This is a genomic window from Embleya sp. NPDC008237, assembly GCF_042956465.1.
Lineage (GTDB): Bacteria > Actinomycetota > Actinomycetes > Streptomycetales > Streptomycetaceae > Embleya.
On record NZ_JBIBGL010000009.1, the window covers coordinates 175821 to 202157 of the forward strand.

The window sequence follows — 26337 nt, forward strand, 5'->3', positions numbered from 1 at the left end:
CGGTAGGGTCGGCGACAGCGAAGGGGAGTAGCCCCGCGAACCGGTCGTCGACATGCTGGAGTCCTCGGACTCCCGGTGGCCGGGCCCGTGCTCGATGCGGGCGGGCGAGACCTTCGGCCAGGTATCGACGCATCCGCGTTCTTCGCGGGTGCACCCGTCGTGCCGGGCCGAGTGGTCCTCCGGTCGCCGAGCGGCGCCTTCGTGAAGACCCGGAGGCCCGGCTCTCGCAGAAAGCCACCCGGATGCACCTCGACCCTCTGGCGATCCTGACCGCCTTCGGGCTCATCTTCCTCGCCGAACTCCCGGACAAGACGATGTTCGCATCGCTGGCCATGGGCACCCGCATGCGGCCGCTGTTCGTCTGGTTCGGCACCTCGACCGCGTTCGTCGTGCACGTCGCCATCGCCGTCGGCGCGGGCGGACTGCTGGGCCTGCTCCCCGGCTGGATCGTCGAACTCGTCTCCGCCGCGCTGTTCGGCTTCGGCGCCTTCATGCTGCTGCGCGGCGGGGCCGGCGACGACGACGAGGACACCGCGGGCAAGACCGTGACCGGTTTTTGGCCGGTCTTCTCGACCGCGTTCACGGCCGTGTTCATCAGCGAATGGGGCGATCTGACCCAGATCACCACCGCCAACCTGGCGGCCACCAACGGCACCTGGTCCACCGCGATCGGCTCGGCCGCGGCGCTGATGTCGGTCTCCGCACTGGCCCTGCTGGCGGGGCGATTCATCGCCAAGCGGGTCCCCCTCCGGACGGTGCAGCGGATCGGCGGCGTGTGCATGCTCGGGCTGGCGATCTGGTCGGTGGTCGAGGTGTTCACGGGCTGACCTGACCCGGGCGGCCCGGGCGGCGGATGCCCGCCGGCTGCTCGTCCGGTGCTCGTCCGGTGCTCGTCCGGTGCTCGTCGGATGCTCGGCCGGTGCCCGGCGAGTGCCGGAGCCGCGGGCGTCGCGGGGACGGGCGTCGCGGAGGCGGGAGCCGCAAGGGCGGTTTTCCGCCGTGCCGCTCGGGCACCCGCGTCCCATGGTGAAAATCGGCTACACGATGATGACCGAACAGGCCGGACCCAAGGATCTCGTCGAGCACGTGGTGCACGCGGAGCGGGTCGGCTTCGACTTCTCGGTGACCTCGGACCACTACTTCCCATGGCTGGATGCGCAGGGCCACGCGCCGTACGCCTGGAGCGTGCTGGGCGCGGCGGCCCAGGCCACGTCGCGGATTCCGTTGATGACGTACGTGACGTGTCCGACGATGCGGTACCACCCGGCGGTGGTGGCGCAGAAGGCCGCCACCGTGCAGTTGTTGTCGGACGGGCGCTTCCGGCTGGGACTCGGCTCCGGCGAGAACCTGAACGAGCACGTGATCGGTGGCGGGTGGCCGGCGGCGGACGTACGGCAGGAGATGCTCGGCGAGGCGGTGCAGATCATCCGGGCCCTGTTCGCGGGCGGCTATGTCGATCATCACGGCACACACTTCGACGTCGAGTCCGCCAAGTTGTGGGACCTGCCGGATCGACCGCCGCCGATCGGCATCGCGGTCTCCGGCGCGCAGAGCTGCGCACTGGCCGGGCAACTGGCCGACCTGGTCATCGCGACCGAGCCCAAGGGTGAGTTGTTGGCCGAATTCGATCGGCACGGCGGCGCGGGCAAGCCCCGGGTGGGCCAGCTGCCGGTGAGCTACGACCCCGACCGGGACGCCGCGATCGCGCGGGCGCACGAGCAGTTCCGCTGGTTCGGGGGCGGGTGGAAGGTCAACTCCGAGCTTCCGGGCACCGCCGGCTTCGCGGGCGCCACGCAGTTCGTCCGGCCGGAGGACGTGGCCGAGTCGATTCCGTGCGGCGACGACGTGGGCGCCTTCGTCGACGCGGTGCGCCCGTACGTGGAGGCGGGGTTCACCGAGGTCGCGCTCGTCCAGATCGGCGGCGAGACGCAGCACGCCTTCCTGGACTGGGCTCAGGACAAGCTCTTGGCGGCACTGCGGGAGTTGTGACGGGTTGGGACTGCGGAAGCGGGACGGAGCGGGGGCGCGAGGTCGGCGCCCCCGCTCCGTGGTTTCGGCGATCGGCGGACGTGCGCGTGGGGTGGGGCGGGTGGGGTTGGGTGGATCGTTCGATCGCCGGCATGTCCGGCATGTCCCTTCGATCGAACCGTCCGAAATGTGATGTAGGCCGCATGGATAAAACGGACATAAATTACTAAGCCGACTTCGCGTGGTAATTCATTTCCCGCGCCCCGGCATGAGTTTCGACTATTTTCCGTGACCGGACGATCACGCCACTCTCCGAGATATCCCCTCGTCATCACCGGTGCGCCGCGCCGAGTCCGGGTGAGATGTCGCCTTTATTCCGCCTTTACGCCGGAGGCAAAGTCGGCGTTTCGGTTGTGATCCGGCATCGGCATTGCCTACCTTTCTCGCCGATTCACCTTTCGGGTGAACCCTGTCGCCGGTACGCCGAATCCCGTCGCCGGCAGCGGGAGGTCTACATCGAAGAATCCGACGGGAGCGGGGGAACCAGGTGGATCGCCGTGGCCGGGATCGTTCCGGTGACGGCTAGGGGTGAAGTCGCGTGTTGCGCGACCGGGCTGCTCCAGTCCGAATCCGACAGCTCACCTCGTAGGCGACAGGAGAGGACCCCATTTCATGCTGTCCGCAAACGCTCGCCACCGCGCCGCTCGCCCCGCCAACGTCCGCCGCTTCGTCGCGGCGGTGGGCATCGCCGGCATGGGTGTCGTAATCCCGGTCGCCACTGCCGGTACGGCTCAGGCACAAGCCCCCTCCACCTCCGAGCAGCCCACCTCCGGCGCCTCCGCCGTCCTGTCGGCGACTCCGACCGCCGCGGTCGAGAGCGCTCCGGTCCAGGCCGCGCCCGCCGCGCAGGAAACCGCCGTCCCCGCCGACAAGGCCGGCTACGTGGTCAAGGCCGGCGACACGCTGTTCGGGCTCGCCCGGGCCAACCAGGTCACCGGCGGCTGGCAGAGCCTGTACGAGCTCAACCGCGACGTGCTCGTGTCCGGCCCGGACCTGATCCAGATCGGCCAGACCCTCCGGCTGACCGGCGCCGCGCCCGTGCTGTCCAAGGCCGCTCCGGCCCAGCCGAGCATCAAGGTGCAGCCGAAGACCACCGTCACCCCCGGCAAGACCACCACCAAGCCGACGAGCAAGCCGTCGGCCGGGGTGTCGGTCAAGCCCGCCGCCAAGGCCCCCGCCAAGCCCGCCACCGGCGGCTCGAAGGGCAACCAGGCGCCGACCGGCGGCTCGTCCACCGCGTCGAGCAGCAAGGCCGCCCAGGCCGTGGCCTTCGCCAAGGCGCAGATCGGCAAGCCCTACGTGTACGGCGCCACCGGCCCGAACGCGTACGACTGCTCGGGCCTGGTCCAGGCTGCCTACAAGTCCGCGGGCATCTCGCTGCCGCGCGTGACCAACGACCAGTTCGCCGCCGACCCGCACGTGTCGGTCGCCAACCTGCAGCCCGGCGACCTGGTGTTCTTCTACTCGGGCATCAGCCACGTCGGCATCTACATCGGCGACGGCAAGATGGTGCACGCCGCCAACCCGCGCAAGCCGGTCGAGATCGCCTCGATCAGCACCATGCCGATCGCCGGCGCCACCCGCCCGGTCTGATCACCCCGCCGACAACCGTCGGCCGCAGTAGCACAACCGCACAGTGGGACGCCCTTCCGGCGCCGTGCCCCCCGACGACGGTCGGAGAGCACGGCGCCGCCCCCACATCCCCCGCCAGGTCCGCGCAACCTCAAGCCCCATCACACAAGCACCGCGAGTCCCGAACCCGAAGCAGCCACCAACCAAGTCGCGCACTCGTCGACGACCGGACAAACACAACGACCACCAGGTCCGTTCCCAACCACCAACCCACACGAACCCACCCAGCCCCGCCGGCGCTTGAGGCCACTCAGCCTCGCCGGTGCTTGAGGCGAACCCAGCCCGGCCGGCGTTTGAGGCCACTCAGCCCCGCCGGTGCTTGAGGCGAACCCAGCCCGGCCGGCGCTTGAGGCCAACCAGCCTCGCCGGCGCTTGAGGCGAACCCAGCCCGGCCGGCGTTTGAGGCCACTCAGCCCCGCCGGCGCATGAGGCGAACCCAGCCCGGCCGGCGTTTGAGGCCAACCAGCCCCGCCGGCGCATGAGGCGAACCCAGCCCGGCCCAACGTGCGTATGAGGCCGAGGCGTTCAAGCGCGGCCCGCGTTCGAGGCCCACGCGCCCGGGAGGCGAGGCAACAGTTCCGCAGCCAGCGAGAGAGCCCCCCGAAGCGCCGCATCCTGCAGGAACCGCGCCCGCACCACCGTGGGCGGAAACGGCACCCCCACCCGCACCCGCGCCCGAAGCGCGGCCAGCACCCGCGAAGCGGAGCGCATCAGGCCGCCCGTGACCGCGATCCGCTCCGCGTCCAGCGTGATCGCCAAGTTGGCCACGTGCACGGCCAGTTCGTCCAACGCCTCGTCGACCAGCGCGCGCACCCGCGGGTCCGGGTCGGCGAACAGCGCGGCGGCGTCCACCTCGCGGCCGAGCAGTTCGCTGCCTCGCGTGCCCAGTCCGATGCCGGAGGCGTACTCCTCCAGGGGTGCGCGTCCCGCGCCGAAGCCGGTGTCGGCGCGACCACGCAGCAGGTAGCCGATTTCGCCCGCCGCCCCGTGCGCGCCGGCCAGGACGCGCCCGCCCAGCACGATCGCGGCGGCGATCCCGGTGCCGGCCGTGAGCAGGATCGCCGGGTCCGCGCCCCGCAGTGCGCCCCAGCGGGATTCGGCGAGTGCGGCGGCCTTGCCGTCGTTGCCGACGGCCACCCGTTCGGGGTCCAGGCCCAGCCCCTCGCACAACGTCGCGGCCAAGGCCAGGTCCTGCCAGCCGGGCACGTTGGGCGCGAGCAGGATCCGGTCGGGCAGCACGATGCCCGGGCTGACCGCGCCGACGGCCGCGCAGTGGCCGCCGGCGGTCGCGGCGGTGTGCGCGACCAGTGCGCGGGTCGCCGCAACCGCGCGTCGCACCGCCTGGACCGCTCCCTCGCGGGCGTCGGTGATCAGCCGGTCGCGCGCCAATATCGTGCCGTCGGGACGCGCGGTGGCCAGCGCGATCTTGGTGCCGCCGAAGTCGATGCCGCAGACGAAGGCCTCGCCCGCGCCCGCGCCGGAGCAGGCGAAGACCTGCTCCGGCGCGGGCGCGGAGTCGGGAGTACCGGGGGCCCGGCCTCGGTGGAGCGCCGTCATGCGGGCTCCGCGACATTGCCGACCGCACCCGAACCCGCGCCGCCCGAACCCGCGCCGCCCGAACCGGCTTTGCCCGCACCGGAGTTCGAGCCCGAGTCGGAGCGCGAGTCCGAGTCGGAACCCGAACCGGATCCCGGGCCGGACCGGTTCAGGTACTCCTCGCTGATCTCGCGTGGGCCGAACGGCCAGGTCCGCTCCACCTTGGCCCACACCAGGAACGCGGCGCAGCCCAGTGCCACCCACGCCAGTGCCCACTCGATCGGGTGGCGTCCGGGCGAGTTCTTGTCGGCGTAGCAGAAGATCGCGATCCAACCGACCAGCGAGACCAGCGCCGGCACCGGGTACAGCCACATTCGGTACGGCCGGTCCAGGCCCGGTTGCCGGCGGCGCAGCACGATCAGTGCGGCGACCTGGGAGACCGCCTGCACGATCACCATCACCGCGGTGAGCAGCACGATGATCGTGTTGAAGTCGGTGTGGTTGCCGATCAGGAAGCCGGCCGCGGTGACCGCGCCCATGGTGAGCAGGCCCACGGTCGGGAAGCGGTGTCGCGGGTGCAGTCGGGCGAACTGTTTGAAGAACACCCGGTCGCGTGCCGCGTCGTAGGGCACGCGCGAGCCGCCGAGCAGGCCGGCGAACACGGATGCGAAGGCGGTGATCAGGATCAGTACGGTCACCGTCTGGGCCGCGCCCTTGCCCCACGCCTTCTCCAGGACCAGCGAACCAATGGAGGAGGAGCCGGAGATGGTGTCGGTGTCGGTGACCCCGAGCACGCCGATCTGCATGATCAGGTAGATCGCCATGATGCCGACGATGGAGTAGACGATCGAACGCGGCAACACCCGGCCGGGGCTCTTGATCTCGGCGCCGAGGTAGGCGGTGGTGTTGTAGCCGAGGTAGTCGTAGATGCCGATGTTGAGGCCTCCGACGAAGGCGAGCCAGAAGCCGGTGGCGCCCAGGTCGAACGCGCCGTCGGGGTAGGTGAAGGCCAGGTCCGCGTCGAAGTTGGTGTAGCACGCGATGATCACCGCGCCGACGCTGATCAGCATGACCACCCACATGACGCTGCTCAACAGGCCGATCGACTCGATCTTGCGCCACAGCAGCAGGACCACCAGGAGCACGATGCCGACGCCGACGAGGTCGCCCTCGGTCTGCGACATCGAGGGCCACAGGTATTGCAGGTACTGCACCATGCCCAGCACGCCGGTGGACATGATCAGCGGGATGAACAGGATCGCGGTCCAGACGAACAGGAACGGCATCAGCCGGCCGGTGCGGTACTGGAACGCCTCGCGCAGGTAGATGTACGTGCCGCCGGCACCGGGCATGGCCGCGCCGAGTTCGGCCCAGATCAGCCCGTCGGCGAGGGCGAGCAGCGCACCGGCGAGGAAGCCGAGGATGGCCTGCGGGCCGCCGAAGGTGCCCACCATCAGCGGGATGGTGACGAACGGACCGATGCCGCACATCTGACTCATGTTGATCGCGGTCGCCTGGAACAGGCCGATCCGGCGGACGAATCCGCCGTCCGGCGTGGTCGCTCTTGGGCCGGCGCTCACCGTGAACCTCCAGAACAGGGGACGCCCGGGGGACACCGGGAGTCGGAACGGGGTTGCGGGAAAAGGGATTTCGTGGTGCGGCCCGGCTCATGGCGCGGCCGGTTTGTAAAGTAAAATTCCTTAACTAATCCCCGTCAAGGGTGAGCCCGGATCCGGTCCACATCTTTGCCCTTCCATGGCCGTTACAGTGGCGCGAGCACCTCGACACCACTGACGGAGAACCGATGACCGCAGGTGGGATCCCACCGGAAAACGACCCGCCCCCCGTGGCGCACTGGAACCGGGGCGTGCTGCGCAGCATCAACGAGCGCGTGCTCCTCGACCGGGTACGCGCCGCGGCACCCATCTCGCGGGCCCAACTCGCCCGTGACACCGGCCTGTCCAAGCCCACCGTGTCCACCGCGCTGGAGGCGCTGGAACGCGCCGGGCTGGTCCGTGCGGTGGGCCTGGAGACCGGCGCGCGCGGTCGGGCCGCGCTGCTGTACGAACCGGATCCGACCGCGGGCTATGTCGTGGGTATCGACGTCGGACGGTCCTGGATCCGGGTCGCCGTCGCCGACCTGGACGGCCGACTGCTGGCCCGCCAGGACCGGCACAACCGGGCCCGCACCTCGGCGACGATGCTGGCCACCGCCACCGACCTGGCGCAGACCGTGGTGGCCGACGCGGGCCTGGCGCCGACCGCGGTGGTGCACACGGTGATCGGCTGTCCGGGCGTGTACGACCGCGCGGCCGACCGGATCCGCTACGCGGTCAACCTGCCCGGGTGGGGCCGACCGGGGTTGCGCGGGCGGATGGAGAGCGCGCTGGGCACCACCGTGGACATCGTCAACGACGCCAACCTCGCGGCGCTGGGCGAATACCACAGCGGGGCGGGCGTGGGCTGTCCGCTGTTCGTCTACGTCACCGTCGGGACCGGCCTGGGCATGGGCATCGTCGCCGATGGGCGGCTGTTCCCCGGAGCCTCGGGCGCCGCCGGTGAGATCGGCTTCCTGCCGCTGTCGCCGCGGCCCTCGGACCGCGTCGGGCACGGGGCGAGCGCGCCGGTACCGCGCCGCGGCATGCTGGAGGACGCGGTCTCGGCCGACGCCGTGGTGCGTGGTGCCCGGGCGCTGGGCATGACCGGTCCGCTCACCGCCAAGGGCGTCTTCGACGCGGCGCGGCGCGGGGTGGAGCCGGCCGCCGGCGCGGTGCGGCACGAGGCACAGCGGCTGGCGCACGTGGTGGCCGCGGTCACCGCGGTGCTCGATCCCGAACTCGTGGTGCTGGGCGGCGGCATCGGCGCGAACGCCGACCTGCTGATGGGCCCGATGACCGCCGCGCTGCACGAGTTGACCCCGCTGCGGCCCCGGGTGGCGGCGAGCAGTCTGGGCGAGGAGGCGGTCCTGTCGGGCGCGGTCGCCACGGCGGTGTCCACGGCCCGGGAGCGGGTCTTCGCCCACCACACGATGGCTCAGGGGTGAGTCGGGCTCGGCCCCGGGTCGGCGCGGGCTGATCCCTCCGCTCACGAGAGCGGCTCGGGCGATCCGGGCGCCCGGAGCAGCCCGGGCGACGGTGCCGACACCCGGGCGACCTTGGCGACCCGGGCGGCCCGAGCCGCCCGAGCAACCCGAACGTGCCGGCGACCCGGGCGCGCCGCCCGCCGGCATCGCGGACGATGTGCCTGCCACCGGCGCGGCCGGGCACCCACCGGGACCCTCGCCGGGGTCGAATTCGGGTGCGCAACGCGCGGACGAGGGTGTTTTCCGGCCGGCGCACCCGACCCGGGCAATGAACACCCGGTTGGTCTCCGGGGCCGGTCGGGCGGGTTCCGCTTGATTCAAGGTCTGGACCAATATTCGGTTTGGTATAGACCATTGACACTGTGTCGATGGCACTCCTAGCGTGGCCGACGCACGCCACGGGGGCGGACATTCGATCGGGCGACGGCAGGTTGCCCGACGCGCCGCCGTGCCGGGAATCGACCTGCGGCACCGGGTCGGATCCCGGGAACGGGATGACGGCGGGGCCGTTCGGTCGCTGCGTCGCGTCCCTCGGGCGATGCCGGCGAGGGGGTCGACATGGACGACGAACGAACGCTTTCCCACACCCGGTCCGGGGCACGATTCGACCCGGCCGACGGCGCCGGGCGAACCGGGTCGGCGGCGGCCGGCGGCTCCGGATCCGACCACGACCGCGCCCCCGGGGAACGTTCGGGGGTGTTGTCCTTCGGTCAGGAACGGCTCTGGTTCCTCGACCGGTTCGAGCCCGGCGACGCCGCGTACAACATCCCCTGGCTGCTGCGCCTGCGCGGCCCGCTCCGAGCGGATGCGCTGCGCGCCGCGTTCGATGGCGTCATCGCCCGGCACGACGCGCTGCGTACTCGCTTTCCCGACGACGAGGGCCGGCCGACCGCGGTGGTGCAACCCCCCGGCCCGGTCCCGATCGAGACCCTCGACCTGAGCGGACAGGGCGCGGAGGCACCGGCGCGGGTACTCGGCGAACGGGTCAACGCGGGCTTCGACCTCGCGGTCGCCGCACCGCTGCGAGTGAGCCTGATCCGGCTCGCCGCCGACGAGCACGTGCTGTGCGTGGTGTTGCACCACATCGTGGCCGACGGCTGGTCGCTGAACCTGCTCCGCCGCGAGCTCGAACTGCGCTACTGCGCACACCGGGACGGCGTCGACCCGGTGTTCGCGCCGCTGCCCGCCTACACCGCCCACGCCGCGCGCCAACGCGAACCCGACCCGGACACCGACCGGGCGATCGACTACTGGCGCCGGCAACTCGCGGACCTGCCCGCGCTCGAACTCCCGCTGGACCGCCCGCGCACCGCCGACACCGGCTCCGCCGCCGCCTTCCACACCCGCCGGCTCGCCGGCATCGGCCCGCTGTTGGACACCGTCGCCCGGGCCCGGCGCTGCACGCCGTTCATGATCCTGCTCGCCGGCTATCAGGCCGTGCTGCACCGGCACGGCGGACAGCGCGACTTCGCGGTCGGCGCACCGATCGCCGGACGCGGCGAGGTCGACCACGAGGAGATGATCGGCTACTTCTCCAACACCCTGGTGCTGCGCGCCGACCTGCGCGGCACGCCGACCTTCGCCGAACTCCTGCGGCGCACCCGCAGGACCGCGCTCGGCGCCTACGGACACGACCGCATCCCGTTCGAGCAACTGCTCGCCGAGTTGCGGGTGGACCGTGATCCGGCCGCTCCCGCACCGCTGTTCCAGACCCTGCTGACCGTACACACCCAGGACCGGGACACCGGACCCGAACACCGGTTCGCCGACCTGGTCGCGGTCGAGGAGGACGGCGGGCATCGGGCCGGCAAGTTCGACCTCTCGCTCGACATCCGGCGCGCCGGCGACGACCTGATCGCCGTGTTCGGCTACCGCACCGCGCTGTTCGACGAGACCACCGTGGCCGGCCTCGCCGCGCGCCTGGAGACCCTGTTGCACGGCGCCCTGGCCGACCCGGAGACGCCGGTACACCTGCTGCCGCTGCTGACCGCCGCCGATCGCACCCGGCTGCACACGGGCGCCTTCGCCCCGGGCACACCCGCCGATCCGGCCGAGAGCGTGCCCGCCGCGATCGCCCGGGTACCCGGCGACCGGATCGCGCTGCGAGCCCCCGGCGCCACCCTCACCTACCGCGAACTCGGCCTGCGCACGGACGCGGCGGCCCGCCTGCTGCAGGCCGCCGGCATCGGCCCCGGCGACCTCGTGGGCGTGTTGTGCCCGCGTGGCCCCGACGCGATCGTGGCGATGCTCGCCACCTGGCGGGCGGGCGCGGCGTATCTGCCGCTGGACCCCGAATACCCGGCCGCCCGACTGGCCTTCATGCTCACCGACAGCGGCACCCGGGTCGTGCTCACCGACGGCACACCCCCGCACGAGCTGCCCGAGAACGTGCGCGTCGTACGCGTGCCCGCCGCGGACACCGCCGACCCTCCCCCGCCCCTCGACCCGGTCCACCTCGGACCGCAGCACCCCGCGTACCTGATCTACACCTCCGGCTCCACCGGTACGCCCAAGGGTGTTCTGGTCCCGCACGGCGCGCTCGCCGCCCGGGTGCGCTGGATGCGCTCCGGCTACGGAATCCACGACCGGGACCGGGTGTTGCAAAGCGCCTCGCTGAGCTTCGACACCCATGCCGAGGAGCTGTACCCGTGCCTGGCGGCCGGCGCCACGCTGGTCCTGCCCGCCCCCGACGCCACGTTGCCCGACGTGCTCGCCGAGGGCGGCGCGGCCGACGTGACGGTGCTCGACCTGCCCACGCCCTACTGGCACGAACTGGTCGAGACCGGCGCCGACACCATCGCCTGGCCGCCCGCACTGCGCCTGCTCGTGCTGGGCGCCGACCAGGTCCGCCCCGGCGCCGTGGCCGCCTGGCGCGCCCGCTTCGGCGATCGGGTGCGCGTGGTCAACTCCTACGGCCCCACCGAGACCACGATCATCGCGACCACCTCGGACCTGGGCCCGGCCGACGCCCTCGCCCGCCCACCGATCGGCACCCCGATCGACGACACCCACATCGTCGTCGCCGACGCGCACGGCAACCCGGTGCCACCGGGGGTGGCCGGCGAACTGCTGATCGGCGGCGCGGGCCTGGCCCACGGCTACCTCGGTCGCCCCGGCGCCACCGCCGCCGCCTTCCGTCCCGACCCGGACGGGCCGCCCGGCGCGCGCCGATACCACACCGGCGACCGGGTCCGCCTGCGCCCCGACGGGCAGTTGGAGTTCCTCGGCCGACTGGACGCACAGGTCAAGGTGCGCGGCCATCGGGTCGAGCCGGGCGAGGTGGAGGCCGCGCTGCTGGCCCGCCCGGGCGTGCGCCAGGCCGCGGTGATCGCCCGCGACGAGGCGCTCGTGGGCTACGTGGTCACCGACGCCGACCTCACCGTCCCGGAGTTGCGCACCGAACTCGCCGGCCGGCTGCCCGCCCACCTGGTCCCCGACGCGTTGGTCCGACTGGACCGGCTGCCGCTGACCCCCAACGGCAAGCTCGACCACCGCGCCCTGCCCGCCCCGGACCGGCGCGCCGAACAGACCCACGCCTACCTCGCGCCGCGCACCGCCGCCGAGGAACTGATCGCCGAGATCTGGATCGACGTGCTCGGCCTGGACAAGGCCGGCGCCCTCGACGACTTCTTCGAACTCGGCGGCCACTCGCTGCTCGCCACCCGCGTGGTCGCCCGCATCGCCGCCACCGCCGACCTGAGCGTGCCGCTGCGCACGCTGTTCACCCACCGCACCCTCGCCGGGTTCGCCGCGGCCGTCGAAGACCTCCTGGTCGCCGACCTGGAGGCCCTGGACGAGGACACCGCCGAGCAGGAGCTCTCCCGGGAGAGGAACCGTCCGCAACCATGAGCACGGAATCACCGGCACGCGCAGCAACCCTCTCCGCGACCAAGCGCGAACTCCTGGAACGACGACTGCGCAGACGCGCCGACGCCGGTCCGGTCATCCCCCGCCGCCCCGAAGGCACCGTCCCGCCGCTGTCCTACGCCCAGGAACGCCTGTGGTTCATGGAGCAGTTCGCTCCCGGAACGGCCGCCTACACCATCCCGATCGCGCGCCGCCTGCGCGGTGCGCTCGACGTCGAGGCGCTGACCCGGGCGCTGACCGACCTGGCCGCCCGGCACGAGACGCTGCGTTCGCGCTACCTGGTGGACGAGGACGGTCGGCCGCACCTGGAGATCGCCGACCCGGCGCCGGTCCCGCTCGCCCGCGCCGAGGCCGCGGATCCGGCGCAGGCGCTGCGGTTGGTCTCGGCCGCGATCGCGACACCGTTCGATCTCGCCGAGGGCCCGCTGTTCCGCGCCCTGCTGATCGAGTCGGCCGCGGACGACCACGTGCTGCTGCTGACCGTGCACCACAGCGTCAGCGACGGTTGGTCCAGCGAGATCATGATCCGCGAGGTGCTCACCCGCTACACCGAGCACACCTCGGGCAGTGCCGCACCGGTGAGCGCACCGGCAGTGTCCTACGGCGACTTCGCCATCTGGCAGCGCGCGCGACTGACCGGCGAGGCGCTCGCCCGCGAGACCGCGTACTGGCGCACCGAACTGGCCGGCGTCGAGCCGCTCGAACTGCCCACGCGCGGGCCCCGGCCGGCCCGGCAGACCTTCGAGGGAGCCGGATACGCGTTCGAGGTCGACCGCGAACTCCTGGACCGGCTGGCCGCGCTGGCTCGCGAGCGCGGCGCGACGTTGTACATGGTGCTGCTCGCCGCCTTTCAACTGGTGCTCGCCCGGCACAGCGGCCAACGCGCGTTCGCGGTCGGTTCCCCGGTCGCCGGTCGGCCGCATCCCGAGGTCGAGGACCTGGTCGGGATGTTCGTCAACGTACTCGCGCTGCGCGCGCGCACCGACGGCGACCCGACCTTCGCCGAACTGCTCGACCGCACCCGGGAGACCTGCCTGGAGGCGTACGCGCACCAGGAGTTGCCGTTCGCGCAGTTGGTCACCGAGCTGAACGTGCCGCGCGACGTGACCCGTTCACCGGTGTTCCAGGCGGTGCTGGCGGTGCAGAACTACGCCACCGCGAACACCGACGGCGACCGTGCGCGGCTGTCCGCGGAGGTGTTCGGGATCCAGGCCGGCGGCACCCGCTTCGACCTGGAACTGTTCCTGATGGAGTGGCCGGACGGCTTGCGCGGCGCGTTCAACTACAACACCGACCTGTTCGACGAGCCCACCATCGCGCGCCTGGGCCGCCACCTGGGCCGGTTGCTCGCGGTGCTGGCCGATCGCCCGGACGTCCCGGTCTCCACGCTCGACGGCCTGGACCCGGACGAGCGCGAGAACCTGCTGACCCACTGGAACGACACCGCCGCGCCGGTGCCGACCGGGGCGAGCCTGGCGAGCCTGATCGCCGAGCAGATCGCCCGCACCCCCGACGCGATCGCGGTCACCCTCGACGAACGCACCCTGACCTACCGCGAACTGGACGCCGCCGCCGACCGGGTGGCGCACCGCCTGCGGGCCGAGGGCGTGCGTGCCGGCGACCTGGTCGCGGTCGGCGCCGAGCGCTCGCCCGAACTGGTCGCCGCGCTGCTCGGGGTGCTCCGGGCGGGCGCCGGCTATACCCCGCTGGATCCGCAATACCCGGCCGAGCGGCTCGCGTTCATGCTCGCCGACTCGGGCGCGCGGGTGTTGCTGACCGGGCGCGACCTGCCGGTGCCCGCCGACTGCGCCGCCCGGGTCCTGTACCTGGAGGACCTCGCGAGTTGGCCCGACCCGGCTCCCGGCGCGCTGTCCGACGCCGCGCCCGGGCCCGACGACGTCGCGTACCTGATCTACACCTCCGGCTCCACCGGTCGGCCCAAGGGGGTGCCGAACACCCATCGCGGCATCGTCAACCGGATCACCTGGATGCAGGACGCCTACCGGCTGACCGGCGCCGACACGGTGTTGCAGAAGACCCCGGCGAGCTTCGACGTGTCGGTGTGGGAGTTCTTCTGGCCGCTGACCACCGGCGCCCGGTTGGTCCTGGCCCGCCCCGGCGGCCACAAGGACGCCGGCTACCTGCGCGATGTGATCGCCGAACAGGGTGTCACGCTGGCGCACTTCGTGCCGGCGATGTTGACGATGTTCCTGGCCGAGGAGGACGTCGAGCACTGCACGACACTGCGCCGGGTGGTGTGCAGCGGCGAGGAGCTCACGCCGGACGCCGCCCGGGCGTTCCGCGAGCGGCTGCCGCACTGCGCGTTGGCGAACCTGTACGGGCCCACCGAGGCCGCCGTGGACGTCACCGCGTGGGAGTGCGAGGGCCCGCTCGCGGCGGTGCCGATCGGTGCGCCGATCCACAACACCCGGGTCTACGTGCTCGACGATGCGATGCGGCCCGCACCGCTGGGCACGCCCGGCGAGTTGTACCTGGGTGGTGTGCAGGTCGCGTTGGGCTACCACCGTCGACCCGGACTGACCGGCGAGCGGTTCGTACCGGACCCCTTCGGCCCGCCCGGCGCCCGGCTCTACCGCACCGGCGACCTGGCCCGGTGGCGTCCGGACGGCACCCTCGCCTTCCTCGGCCGGCTCGACGGCCAGGTCAAGCTGCGCGGCCTGCGCATCGAACTCGGCGAGATCGAGGCCGTGTTGCGGGCACAGCACGGAATCGACGAGGCCGCCGTGCTGGTCCGCGAGGACGCCCCCGGCGACAAGCGCATCACAGCGTATGTGGTCCCGGTCGAGAATCCGGCGAGGTCCGGAGCCGCCGAAGCCGGCGGGTCGGAGGTCGGCGAGTCGGAAACCGGCGGCGGCGAGGACGGGTTCGATGCCGACGGTGTGCGGGCCGCGCTCAAGCGCACGCTGCCCGACTACATGGTGCCCGCCGCGTTCGTCGCGCTGCCCGCACTGCCGCTGACCCCCAGCGGCAAACTCGACCGCAAGGCGCTGCCCGCGCCCGCCGCACGTCGTTCCAAGGGCGCCGCCGACGCACCGCCCACCACGCCGGCCGAGCTGCTGTTCGCGGCGATCTGGTGCGATGTGCTCGCGCTGCCCGAGGTCGGCATCGACGACGACTTCTTCGACCTGGGCGGACATTCGCTGCTGGCCACCCAGGTGGTCGCGCGGGCCCGCCGGCAACTCCCGGAGATCGGCGGGCGCGCCGTCAGCGTGATGGACGTGTTCACGCACAAGACGATCCGCGAGATCGCCGCGCTGTCCACCCTGTCCGAGGCCGAACGCGGCCCGGCCCGGCTGTTGTACCGGCTCACCAAGCCGGTTCCGGCCGAACGCCGCACCCTGTCCCTGGTCTGCGTGCCCTACGGCGGCGGCAGCGCGGTGGTCTACCAGCCGCTGGCCGACGCCTTGCCGGGCACGCACGACCTGTGGTCGGTGGCGATCCCCGGCCACGACGTGGGCGTCACCCAGGAGCGGCTGCCCTTCGACGAACTCGCCCGGCGGATCGTGGCCGAGATCCGAGAGCGGGTCGAGGGGCCGATCGCGCTGTACGGGCACTGCGGCGTCGGCAGCGCGCTGATCGTCGCGGTCGCGCGGCAACTGGAGGAGGCCGGACGCGAGTTGGCCGCCGTGTACATCGGCGCCCAGTTCCCCTTCGCTCGTCCGCAGAGCCGGGTGCTGAGCACGCTGAGCAAGGTGGCCGCCCTCGAACCGCTGCTCGGCGACCGGGTCTACGCCAACTGGCTGACCTCGATGGGCGCCGACATGGCGGACCTGGACGGCGAGCAGATGAAGTTCATCATCGGCAACATGCGCCGCGACTCGGTGGCCGCCGAGGAGTACTTCACCGAGGCGCTGTCCGACCGACGGCCCCGGCTGCGCGCGCCGATCGTGTCGGTGATGGGCGACCGCGACCCGGCCGCGGACTTCTACCAGGAACGCTTTCGCGAATGGCGCACCATCGCCGACCGGGTCGGCCTGGTGATGCTCGACGAGGCCGGCCACTTCTTCCTCAAGCATCGCGCCGCCGACCTGGCCGAGGTGATCACCCGAGTCCACCCCGCGCTGGTCGCCGAGAACACCGACGCGCTGCCCACCCGCGAGGCGGACGGTCCGTGGTGGTTCCACGGATCGGCCGGTCCACCGCGGGATCCGGAGACGCCCGAGCGCACCGGAGCACGCGAACCCCAGCCCGGGATGGGCCGGTTCCTGCTGGTCGCGTTCAGCCAGCTCGTGTCGATCACCGGCTCGGCGCTGACCGAGTTCGCCCTGCCGATCTGGATCTACCTGGAGACCGGCTCGATGGGCCGGTTCGCCCTGTACGCGGTGATCGGGATGCTCCCGGGCATCCTGATCGGCCCGTTGGCGGGCGCCATCGTGGACCGGCTGGATCGGCGCAGGGTGATGCTCGCCGGCGACATCGCCGCCGGCGGCACCCAGGGGGTGCTGTTGTTGCTGCTGGCCTCGGGCAACCTGCATCCCTGGCACATCTACGTGTTGCTGGGTTCGTTGTCGATGGCGCTCACCTTCCAGCGCCTGGCCTACGCCTCGGCGGTGCCGCAGCTGGTGCCCAAGCAATACCTCGGACACGCCAACGGCATCGTGCAAATGGCCGGTGGGGTCGCGCAGTTCGTGGTCCCGCTGATCGCGGTGGGGTTGATGGCCGGGATCGGCCTGCGCGGCATCCTGATCCTGGACGTGGTCAGTTACGCGATCGCGATCACCATCATCTCGTGCGTGAGGTTCCCGCGCACCCTGCCCTGGCGCCGGCGCGAGTCGCTGACCTCGGAGATCAAGCACGGCTTCACCTACTCCTGGCGCCACCGGGGCTTTCGGGCGATGTTGTTGTGGTTCGCGGTGTTGAACCTGTTCCTGTCACCGCTGTTCCTGCTCACCACACCGCTGGTGTTGTCCTTCGACTCGCTCGGCGGGGCCGCCCGGGTGTCGATGGCGGCCGGCGCCGGCGTGATCGTCGGCGGCATCGCGATGGGCTTCTGGGGCGGCCCGCGCCGGCAACGGCTGCGCGGCATGTTGTGGTTGGCGGCCGGTCTGGCCGGCGCGTCCGCGTTCACCGGACTGCATGCGAGCCTGTGGGTGGTCGGCATCGGCGCCTTCGGGATGTCCTGCGCACTGTCCCTGGTCAACGGCGTCTACACGACCATCGTCCAGGTCAAGGTGCCGCAGCGGTTCCACGGCCGGGTGTTCGCGCTCAATACCCTCGTCGCGTGGTCCACGCTGCCGATCGGACACGGGATCATCGCGCCGCTGGGCGCGAAGCTCTTCGAACCGTTGATGGCCGACGACGGGCCGCTCGCAGGCTCCGTCGGCACCGTGATCGGCCACGGCGAGGGTCGCGGAATCGGCCTGCTGTACCTGGTGTTCGGCGCAGCGATGGTCGCGCTCGTGGTGATCGGCCTGCGCCTGCCGGTGCTGGCCCGCTTCGACCGGGACGTGCCGGACGCACCACCGGACGACGAGGTCGGCATCCAGGAACGCGAACGCCGGCTCCGGGCCCGGGCGGTCGAGTCGGCGCCCGCCCTCGCGGAGGTGTCGCGATGAGCACCGGTACCCGCCCGCGCCCGGTCCCGGCCGCCCGCCGGGCGCCGGAGAGCCTGTCCGCGCTGCTCACCCACCGCGCCGAGCTGGAGCCGGAGCGGCCCGCGATCCTCAGCGGCCGGGAGAAGTTGACCTTCGGCTCGTGGCACGAACGCGCCGACGCCGTCGCCGCCGGGCTGAGCACGCGCGGCATCGGTCCCGGCGACCGGGTCGCGCTGCTGTACGGCAACGGCGATTGGATCGACTACGCGACCGCCTACCTGGGCGCGCAGCGGGCCGGCGCGGTCGCGGTGCCGATGTCGGATCGACTCGCGCCCGCCGAGGTGCGGCACCTGCTGCGGCACAGCGGAGCCGCCGCCGTGCTGCACCGCGCCGAGCTGACCCCGCCGGACGCCGGCACCGGCGCCTGGACCGCGCCGGTCGAGGACATCGAGACCTACCCCGGCAGCGAACTCCCGCCCCCCGCACCCGGCGACCTCGCCCAGATCCTGTACACCTCCGGCACCACCGGCACGCCCAAGGGCGTGGCCGCAACGCACGCCAACCTCGCGCACGGCTGCACGCTGGACGCCCGCCGCCGCCCGCTGGGCCACTCGGCGCACTTCCTGCACGCCTTCCCGGTCGGCACCAATGCCGGGCAGACCATGCTGGTCAACGCCCTGGACGCGAAGGCGACCGCGATCGCCGCGCCGCGCTTCACTCCCGGCCACTTCGCCCGGCTGATCGAACGGCACGCGGTGGGCAGCGTGTTCGTGGTCCCGGCGATGGCGATCGAACTGCTCGGCGCGGAACAGGTGCGCCGCTGCGACCTCTCCGACGTGCGGCTGCTGGGCTCCACCGCCGCCGCCCTGCCGCAGAGCGTCGCGCTGGGCCTGTCCCGGCTGTTCCCGCAGGCCCAGATCGTCAACTACTACACCTCCACCGAGGCCGCGCCCGCGCAGACCACGATGCTTTTCGATCCCGAACACCCCGACTCGCCCGGGCGGCCGGCGTCGCTGCGCGACCTGCGGGTGACCGACGACGCGGGCCGGGTACTGCCGGTGGGCGAGACCGGCGAGGTGTGGCTGCGCTCGCCGACCACGCCCAGGTCCTACTACGGCGAGGACCGCGATTCCGGGGTGTTCTCCGGGCGTTGGGTGCGGATGGGCGATCTCGGCTACCTGGACGCGGACGGCTTCCTGTATCTGGTCGACCGCGAGCGCGACGTGATCAAGTCCGGGGCCCACAAGGTCTCCACGCTGCAGGTCGAGGACGCCCTGCACGAGCACCCGGCGGTCATCGACGCGGCCGCCTTCGGCGTGCCGCACCCCGTCCTCGGAATGACCGTCGCGGCGGCGGTGGTACCACTGGGCAATCTGACCGCGACCGAGCTGCGGGTGTTCCTGATGGAGCGCCTCGCCGCACACGAACTGCCCGGACACGTGCTGTTCCGGGAATCCCTGCCGCGCAACGAGGGCGGCAAGATCCTCAAGCGTGAGCTGCGCCGGCTCCTGGACGACGAGGTCCGACCATGACTGTCACCAACGATCAGATCCCCCCGACGACCGAGGGCGAGGGCACGCCCACCACCGCTGCGCTCGCCGTCGAGCCGTCCTTCGCGCCGCTGTCCGCCGCCCAGTTGGGCGTGTGGGTGACCGAGCGCACGCTGCCCGCCGAGTCCGCCTACCACCTCTCGGTGCTGCTGCGCTTCGACGGCCCGCTGGACGTGACCGCGCTGACGGCGGCCTGCGCGGCCACCGTCGCACGCCACCCCGTGCTCGCGACGGCCGTCGGCGAGGCCGACGGCGTCCCCGGTCTGGTGCCGGCCGCGCCCGCGCCGATGCGGCGGGTACCGGCCGACGACGCCGCGATCGAGGCGCTGATCCGGGCCGAACTCGCCCGCCCGTTCGACCTGCTCGCCGGGCCACTGGCGCGCTTCACGCTGTTCACCCTGGGCCCGGACCGTCACACGCTGCTGGTGACGGCGCATCACATGGTCTTCGACGGAACCTCCAAGGAGATCGTCGTGGCCGGCCTGGCCCGGGCCTATCGGGCCGCCCGGGACGGCACGAACCCGGCGGGCACGGCGCCGGACGCACGCGGGCCGGCGGAGGCGGTCGAGGCCGGAACGGCCCCGGCCCGGCCGGTCACGGACGGCACCGGCGTGTGGGCCAGGCACCGCGAGGAGCCGGGGCGGGCCGTACTGCCCGGCCTGCTGCCCGGTACCCGCGCCGGCAGCGAACCCGCGCCGGGCACCTCGATACCGTTCACCCTCGGCCCCGAGGCGGTCGCCGCGCTCGAAGAGGCCGCACTGCGCCTGGGCGTCACCCACTTCGAACTGCTGCTGGCGGGCTGGCATGCGCTGCTGTTTCGCTACGGCAACGCGCGGGTGCGCACCGCACTGGAGTTGTCCACCCGCACGCCGGCCGACATCCGCCTGGTGGGCCTGTTCGTCAACGAGCTCCCGGTCTCCTCCAGGCCGCGCGCGGAGCAGGAGTTCGGCGCCTTCGCCCGCGAACTGCGCGCGGAACTGCGGGCCGTCTACGCGTTCCGCGACGTGCCCTACAGCCACACCGTGCGCGGCCTGGGCCCCAGGACCGCGCTGACCGACCTGACCGTGAGCTACCGGCGACGCACCCGAGCGGTCGAACCGGTGTTTCCCGGTGTCGAGGTGCGGGTCGAGTGGATCGTCCTGCCACCGACCGCACGCAACACCGCGCACCTGCAACTGGTCGAGGGCCGGGACCGGATCGACGGCGCGCTGCACGTGCCCACCGACGCATTCGCCCCCGCCGTCGCCGCGCGCATCCCAGGCCACTTCGTCACGCTGCTCACCACCGCACTGGCCGACCCCGACCTGCCCATCGGCGACCTGCCGCTGCTGCCCGAGGCCGAACTGGTCCGGGTGCTGCACGCGGACAACGCCACCGACACGCCGTACCCGGCCCGGGACACCGTCGTCGACCTGTTCGCCGCCCGCGCCTGGGCCGCCCCCGACGCGGTCGCCGTGGTGTGTGCCGGCCGGTTCCTGACCTACCGCCAGGTGGCCTCCGCGGCCTACGTGTTCGCCCGCCGGCTGCGCGCGGCCGGCATCGGCGCGGGCGACCTGGTCGCGATCGAGCTGGGACGCACCGGTGAGCAGGTGGCCGCCGTACTCGGCGTGTTCGCCGCCGGCGCCGCCTACCTGCCGCTGGACCCCGGCTATCCGGCCGAGCGGCTCGCCTTCATCCGCGCCGACGCCCGGATCGCGGCACTGGTCACCGAGCGCGGCGAACGCCCCGCCGACACCGCCGCCGAGGTCCTGGTGCTGACCGGGCCCGATCTGTACGGCCCCGACCTGTTCGGACCCGAACCCGCCCCGGTGGAGCCACCGGCCCGGCCCGAACCGGGCGATCCGGCCTACGTCATCTACACCTCCGGCTCCACCGGCCGGCCCAAGGGCGTCGAGGTCTCGCACCACGCCCTGGCCAACCTGCTGGCGAGCATGCGCGACCGGCTCGGCGCCGGCCCGGCCGACCGCTGGCTCGGACTGACCTCGCTGTCCTTCGACATCTCCACCGTCGAACTCCTGCTGCCGCTGGTCACCGGTGCGCGCGTGGTACTCGTGCCCGACGACCGGCACCGGGACGGCCCCGCGCAACTGGCCATCCTGGAGCGGTATGCGATCACCCATGTACAGGCCACGCCGAGCGGCTGGCGGGTGCTGCTCGCGGCCGGCCTGCACCGCCCCGGACTGACCGCGATCAGCGGCGGCGAGGCGCTGCCCGCCCCGCTGGCCGGCGAACTGCGCCGTGCGGTGGGCCGCTTGGTCAACGTGTACGGCCCCACCGAGACCACGGTGTGGTCCACCTACGCCGAACTGCACACCGACGGGCCGCCCGGGATCGGCCGCCCGCTGGCCAACACCCGCGCGTACGTGCTCGATGACCGGCTGCACCCGGTGCCCGAGGGCCTTCCGGGCGAGCTCTTCCTGGGCGGCGACGGCGTGGCGCACGGCTACCTGGGCCGTCCGGGGCTGACCGCCGAGCGGTTCGTGGCCGACCCCTTCGGGCCGCCCGGTGCCCGGCTCTACCGCACCGGCGACCTGGTCCGGCACGCGCCCGGCGGCGGCCTGGACTACGTCGGCCGCACCGACGCGCAGGTCAAACTGCGCGGGCACCGCATCGAGATGGGCGAGATCGAGAGCCTGCTCGCCGCGCATCCGGGCATCGCCCAGGCGGCGGTCCGGCTGCTCGACCGGGACACCGAACACGCCCGCCTGGTCGGCTACGTGGTCCCCGAACCCGGGCAACCACCGGTGCCGTCGGACCGGTTGCGTACCCACCTGGCCCGTACGCTGCCGCCCGCGATGGTGCCCACCACCTTCCTCGTCCTGGACGCGTTTCCGCTCACCCCCAACGGCAAGCTGGACCGCGCCCGGTTGCCCGAACCGGTCCCGGTCCGCCCCCAACCGGTCGATCCCACCGATCCCGCCGGGTCGCCGGGTGCGCCGGCCGACGAGGTCACCGAGATCGTCCGGGCGATCTGGGCCGAGGTGTTGCAGCTGGACGATCTCGGCGTGGACGAGGACCTGTTCGACCTCGGCGGCCACTCGCTGACCATCACCCGGATCGCCGCCCGCATCCGCAAGCGGCTCGGCGTCGAGGTCCCGCTCGACGTCTTCTTCGACACCCCGACCGTCACCGGCGTCACGGACGCCATTCGCGAACTCCAGGAGCAGCGATGAGCACCGACACCGAAATCACCGAGGAGCAGTACCGCGTGGTCGTCAACGACGAGGAACAGCACTCGTTGTGGCCGCTGCGCACCGACCCGCCCGCCGGGTGGGTACCCACCGGCTTCGTCGGCACCCGCGAGGAGTGCTCGGCGCACATCGACCGGGTCTGGCCGGACATCCGTCCGCTGAGCCTGCGCCGGCGCCTGGCCGGGGACGCGGCATGAGCGCCGAGCAGTTGCGCGAGCGGGTGGCCACGCTGATCGCCGAGGTCAGCGACGGCGAGGTGAGCGCGCGCGAGGTACTGGACAGCGAGGGCTCGTTGACCGCCGCCGGGGTGAGTTCGCTGACCTTCCTGCGGCTGATCGACGCGCTGGAGGGCGAGTTCGACGTGTTCTTCGACCTGGATGCCGATCTCGACTTCGTCGAGGACCTGGACACGCTGGTCGAACGATTGACCCGGCAGGGCGTGGCGGTGGGCGATGGTTGAGCGCGACGCGGCGAGAACCCCGGTCGCGGCCGGTGATCCGACCGCGGCCCCGCACGAGGTCCGGGCGCCGTTCGCGGTCGCCGCCGGCGGCCCGGTGGAGGCACCGCTGACCTGGGGTCAGCGGGCCATCTGGCAGGCCATCCGACGTACCGCGCCCAGCGACCACTACTTCAACATGGCCCGAGTCCTGCCGATCGCCGATCGCGGCGGGCCGGTGGACGTCGCACAGGCGAGTGCCGCACTGGGCCGGCTGATGGAGCGGCACGACGCGTTGCGCACCCGCCTGGTGACCGGCGACGGCGAGCCCCGGCAGATCCGGCACGCGGCGGGCAGTCTGCCGGTGCAGGTGTTCGAGGCGGCACTGATCGAGGACGCGGACACGGTCGCCGCGGCGGTGGCGGAGCGGCTCGGCGCGACCCGCTTCGACTACTTCGGCGCGTGGCCGATCCGGGCCGGGCTGATCGTGCAGGGCGGCCGGGTCCGCTACGTGGCGCTGGCCCTGTGCCATGTGGCCACCGACGGGCACGGCGTCGAGGTGCTGGTGCGCGATTTGCGGCTGCTGATCCGGCGCGGCTCGGCCGGCGGCCCGACCTCGGCCGGACCGCTGGATCTGGCCCACGAGCAGTCCTCGGCGACCGGACTGCGCCGGGGCGAATCGGCGCTGGCGCATTGGGAGACGCACTACCGGCGGATCGCGCCGACGGTGTTCGCCGATGTGGTCGCCGAACCCGCCGCGCCGCGCTTTCGCACCGTGCGCCTGGTGTCCGCGGCGCTGGCCCGGGCCACCGACGCGGTCGCGCTGCGGCACCGGATCAGTCCGTCCGCGGTACTGCTGGCCGGCGCGGCCGTGTTGGCCGCGCGGGCGGGTGGTCGGGACACGGCGGTGATGTTGCCGATCGTGGCCAATCGTTTCCGAGCGGACAGTCGCGACCTGGTGACCACGCTGTCCCAGGAGGGCCTGTTCGTGCTGGACCTGGACCCGGCCGCGTACTTCTCCGACCTGCTGCCCGCCGCGTGGCAGGCGTCGTTGCGCGCCTACCGCAGCGCCGGCTACGACCCGGATCGGTGGAACGAGTTGATGCGGCGGATCGCGGCCGAGCGCGGCACGCCGATCCGGCCGTTCTGCTGCTTCAACGACATGCGTCTGGTGGACCGGCCGCCGACGGCCGGCCCGGCGCCGACCACCGCCGAACTGGACGCGGCGCGCAGCCACAGCCGGGTCGAACCGGCGGGCGGGCACGAGTTCATCGCGTGCCGGTACTGCATGCACGTGGTGTCCGAGGGCGATGCGCTGGTGGTCAGCGTCACCGGCGACACGGCGTATCTCCCGGTGCATGCGCTGGAGGCGCATCTGGTCGCGTTGGAGGACCTGTTGATCCGTGCGGCGAGCGGACGGGAGGTGCCGATCGGCGCGTTGACCGGCTTCGCGGAGCGTGTGGCGGAGCCGGTCGCATGAGTGTTCTGGCGTATGCCGGCGCAACGTCCGTGGTCGCGGGCGGCCGGCTGCGCTTCCACCTCGCCTCGACCGACGGTGGCCCGGTGAGCGGCGAGGTCACGGTGATCGACGCGACCACCGAACGGGTGCTCACCCGCGCCCGAGTCGGCGGCGGGCTATGGGAGTTGGCCGTACCCGAGAACTGGCCCAGCTCGCTCTACCGGGCCGTGTTCGACGACGGCACCCCCCTCGCCGGCGTCGAACCACTGGACCACGAGGCGTGGTTCGTGGTGCGTGCGGCCCGCCCTGGCACGGCGGCCCGCATCCTGGTGTCCGTACCGTTCGCCACCTGGCAGGCGTACAACCGCTCCGGCGTGCCCGGACAGGGCCTGTACTACGCGGAACAACCGGACCGCGCCGCCCGGGTCTCCTTCGACCGGCCCGGCGGCGGCCCGCCGCCGGAGCGCTGGGAGGAGGGCCTGCTGCGCTGGTTGCGGGCCACCGGTCGGCGAGTCGAGTTCTGTTCCGGTCTGGATCTGCACGGCGGCGACGACCTGCTGGGGCACTACCGGCTGTTGGTGATCAACGGCCACGACGAGTACTGGTCGAAGGAACAGCGGGACACGGTGGAGGACTTCGTCCGCCGTGGCGGCAACCTGGCGATCTTCGCGGCCAATACGGCGTGGTGGCAGATGCGTCTGGAGGACGACGGGCGCACCATGGTGTGCCATCGGGACGCGGTGACCGACCCGATGGCGGCGATCGATCCCGAACGGGTCACCGTGGAGTGGTCCAGCGCACCGGTGTACCGCCCGGAGAACAGCATGACCGGGCTCAGTTTCCGGCGCGGCGCGGGCGCGTGGGGCGAGGGCATGAAGGTGATCCGGGAGGAGACCTACACCGCCCGGTTCACCGACCACTGGGTGTTCGCGGGCACCGGCCTCGCGGACGGCGACAAGTTCGCGCAGGGCGCGCTGGGCTACGAGACCGACGCGACCGAGTTGGACTGGAGCGGCGGGGTGCCCCGCGCCACCGGGCGGGACGGTACGCCGGCGTCCTTCGTCGTGCTGGCCACCGCCGACCTGCGGCACTGGGCCCGCTACGGGCAGGGCGGGGACGCGGTGATGGGTACGTTCCGGCTGGGCGCGGGCACGGTGTTCAACGCGGGCACGATCAACTGGGGCAGTGCGCTGGCCGATCCGGTGGTGGACCGGGTCACCCGCAACGTGCTCGATCGGCTCGGCGCGGACCGGCAGCCGCAATGGGAGGTGATCGGTCCCTCCGGCGACATCCGCGCGCTGGCGGCCTGTGCGGACGTGCTGTTCGCGGTGGACACCGAGGGCGCGCTGGTCTGCCGCGAGGTGAGCGGGCAGAACCTGCCGTGGCGCACGATCGGCACCGCACGACCCGTGCTGGCGCTGGCGGCGGCGCGCGAGGCGTCCGGGCCGCTGCCGTTGGAGCTGTACGCGGCCACGGCCGACGGCCGGCTGTTGCGCCGGCCGCCGGTGACCGGGCCGGCGCCGTGGACCTGGGTGGCCCGGCTGCCGGCCGGCACGATCGCGCTCGCCCTGTGCGACGGCGGCCTGTTCGCGGTGTGCGCCGACGACACGCTCCACCACGTGTACGCCGCCGACCTGCCCACCGACCCGGACGCGTCGCCACCCTGGCGCGAACTGGGCCGCGCGGGCGGCGCGATCGTCCTCACCGCGATGAACGGCAGGTTGTACGCGGCCGATCGGCGCGGCCGATTGTCCACCCGACCACCGATCACCACCACCGCGCCCTTCACCCCGCTGCCCGGAGAGCCGGCCGCCCCGGACACATGCCGGGCACTCACCGGCCACGCGGGCAGCCTGATCGCCACGGCACCGGGCTCGCGGGTACGCCGCCGGGCGGCGGTGCCCACCGCGAGAGGGTAGGTGTCGGGCCCTCCACGCCCGGCCGCCGCCGGCCCACGCCCCGCCCCGGCACGACCCCGTCGGTCCCCGTCCCGGCCCGGCA

The 26337-nt window shown here is 72.8% G+C and carries 14 protein-coding genes and 1 riboswitch; of the genes, 12 read left to right on the forward strand and 2 right to left on the reverse strand.

Annotated features, from left to right (window positions below):
• Nucleotides 1-242: 242 nt before the first annotated feature.
• The 3 genes from ACFZBU_RS23995 (at nt 243) to ACFZBU_RS24005 (ending at nt 3621) form a co-directional block, all read left to right on the forward strand.
• Nucleotides 243-827: a TMEM165/GDT1 family protein gene (locus ACFZBU_RS23995; protein ID WP_391585664.1), complete on the forward strand. Its 585-nt coding sequence runs from the start codon at nt 243-245 to the stop codon at nt 825-827.
• 196 nt (nt 828-1023) lie between these two features.
• The gene (locus ACFZBU_RS24000; protein WP_391585665.1) at nt 1024-1989 is read left to right on the forward strand and encodes an LLM class F420-dependent oxidoreductase; all 966 of its coding nucleotides are present in this window, start codon (nt 1024-1026) and stop codon (nt 1987-1989) included.
• 450 nt (nt 1990-2439) lie between these two features.
• Nucleotides 2440-2634: riboswitch (cyclic di-AMP (ydaO/yuaA leader) on the forward strand.
• A gap of 6 nt (nt 2635-2640) precedes the next feature.
• Nucleotides 2641-3621, forward strand: a complete 981-nt coding sequence (locus ACFZBU_RS24005) for an NlpC/P60 family protein (RefSeq protein WP_391585666.1) — start codon at nt 2641-2643, stop codon at nt 3619-3621.
• 564 nt (nt 3622-4185) lie between these two features.
• On the opposite strand, the gene ACFZBU_RS24010 is transcribed toward ACFZBU_RS24005, so the two are convergent.
• Both ACFZBU_RS24010 and ACFZBU_RS24015 read right to left on the reverse strand, forming a co-directional pair.
• On the reverse strand, nt 4186-5217 hold the full coding sequence (locus tag ACFZBU_RS24010; protein WP_391585667.1) for an ROK family protein: 1032 nt from the start codon (nt 5215-5217) through the stop codon (nt 4186-4188).
• Nucleotides 5214-6776 carry an APC family permease gene (locus ACFZBU_RS24015; protein ID WP_391585668.1) on the reverse strand — a complete coding sequence of 521 codons (1563 nt, stop codon included), beginning with the start codon at nt 6774-6776 and terminating at the stop codon, nt 5214-5216. The genes ACFZBU_RS24010 and ACFZBU_RS24015 overlap by 4 nt, the downstream gene beginning before the upstream one ends.
• 224 nt (nt 6777-7000) lie before the next feature.
• Between ACFZBU_RS24015 and ACFZBU_RS24020 the strand changes: the two genes are divergently transcribed.
• The 9 genes from ACFZBU_RS24020 to ACFZBU_RS24060 all read left to right on the forward strand — a co-directional run bounded on the left by ACFZBU_RS24020 (nt 7001) and on the right by ACFZBU_RS24060 (nt 26255).
• A complete protein-coding gene (locus ACFZBU_RS24020; RefSeq protein WP_391585669.1) occupies nt 7001-8239 on the forward strand; it encodes an ROK family protein in 1239 nt (412 codons plus the stop codon).
• A gap of 597 nt (nt 8240-8836) precedes the next feature.
• The gene (locus tag ACFZBU_RS24025) at nt 8837-12127 is read left to right on the forward strand and encodes an amino acid adenylation domain-containing protein (RefSeq protein ID WP_391585670.1); all 3291 of its coding nucleotides are present in this window, start codon (nt 8837-8839) and stop codon (nt 12125-12127) included.
• Complete coding sequence (locus ACFZBU_RS24030; RefSeq protein WP_391585671.1) at nt 12124-17721, forward strand: amino acid adenylation domain-containing protein; 5598 nt, start codon at nt 12124-12126, stop codon at nt 17719-17721. Before ACFZBU_RS24025 ends, ACFZBU_RS24030 begins: the two co-directional genes overlap by 4 nt.
• Nucleotides 17718-19232, forward strand: coding sequence for an AMP-binding protein (locus ACFZBU_RS24035; RefSeq protein WP_391585672.1), 1515 nt, complete (start codon nt 17718-17720; stop codon nt 19230-19232). The genes ACFZBU_RS24030 and ACFZBU_RS24035 overlap by 4 nt, the downstream gene beginning before the upstream one ends.
• Nucleotides 19229-22423 (forward strand): amino acid adenylation domain-containing protein, encoded by a 3195-nt coding sequence (locus ACFZBU_RS24040; RefSeq protein WP_391585673.1) that lies wholly within the window; start codon nt 19229-19231, stop codon nt 22421-22423. Before ACFZBU_RS24035 ends, ACFZBU_RS24040 begins: the two co-directional genes overlap by 4 nt.
• On the forward strand, nt 22420-22638 hold the full coding sequence (locus tag ACFZBU_RS24045; RefSeq protein WP_391585674.1) for an MbtH family protein: 219 nt from the start codon (nt 22420-22422) through the stop codon (nt 22636-22638). Before ACFZBU_RS24040 ends, ACFZBU_RS24045 begins: the two co-directional genes overlap by 4 nt.
• On the forward strand, nt 22635-22901 hold the full coding sequence (locus ACFZBU_RS24050) for an acyl carrier protein (protein WP_391585675.1): 267 nt from the start codon (nt 22635-22637) through the stop codon (nt 22899-22901). The genes ACFZBU_RS24045 and ACFZBU_RS24050 overlap by 4 nt, the downstream gene beginning before the upstream one ends.
• A complete protein-coding gene (locus ACFZBU_RS24055; protein WP_391585676.1) occupies nt 22894-24357 on the forward strand; it encodes a condensation domain-containing protein in 1464 nt (487 codons plus the stop codon). Before ACFZBU_RS24050 ends, ACFZBU_RS24055 begins: the two co-directional genes overlap by 8 nt.
• Nucleotides 24354-26255 carry a N,N-dimethylformamidase beta subunit family domain-containing protein gene (locus tag ACFZBU_RS24060; protein WP_391585677.1) on the forward strand — a complete coding sequence of 634 codons (1902 nt, stop codon included), beginning with the start codon at nt 24354-24356 and terminating at the stop codon, nt 26253-26255. The genes ACFZBU_RS24055 and ACFZBU_RS24060 overlap by 4 nt, the downstream gene beginning before the upstream one ends.
• The last annotated feature ends 82 nt before the right edge of the window (nt 26256-26337 follow it).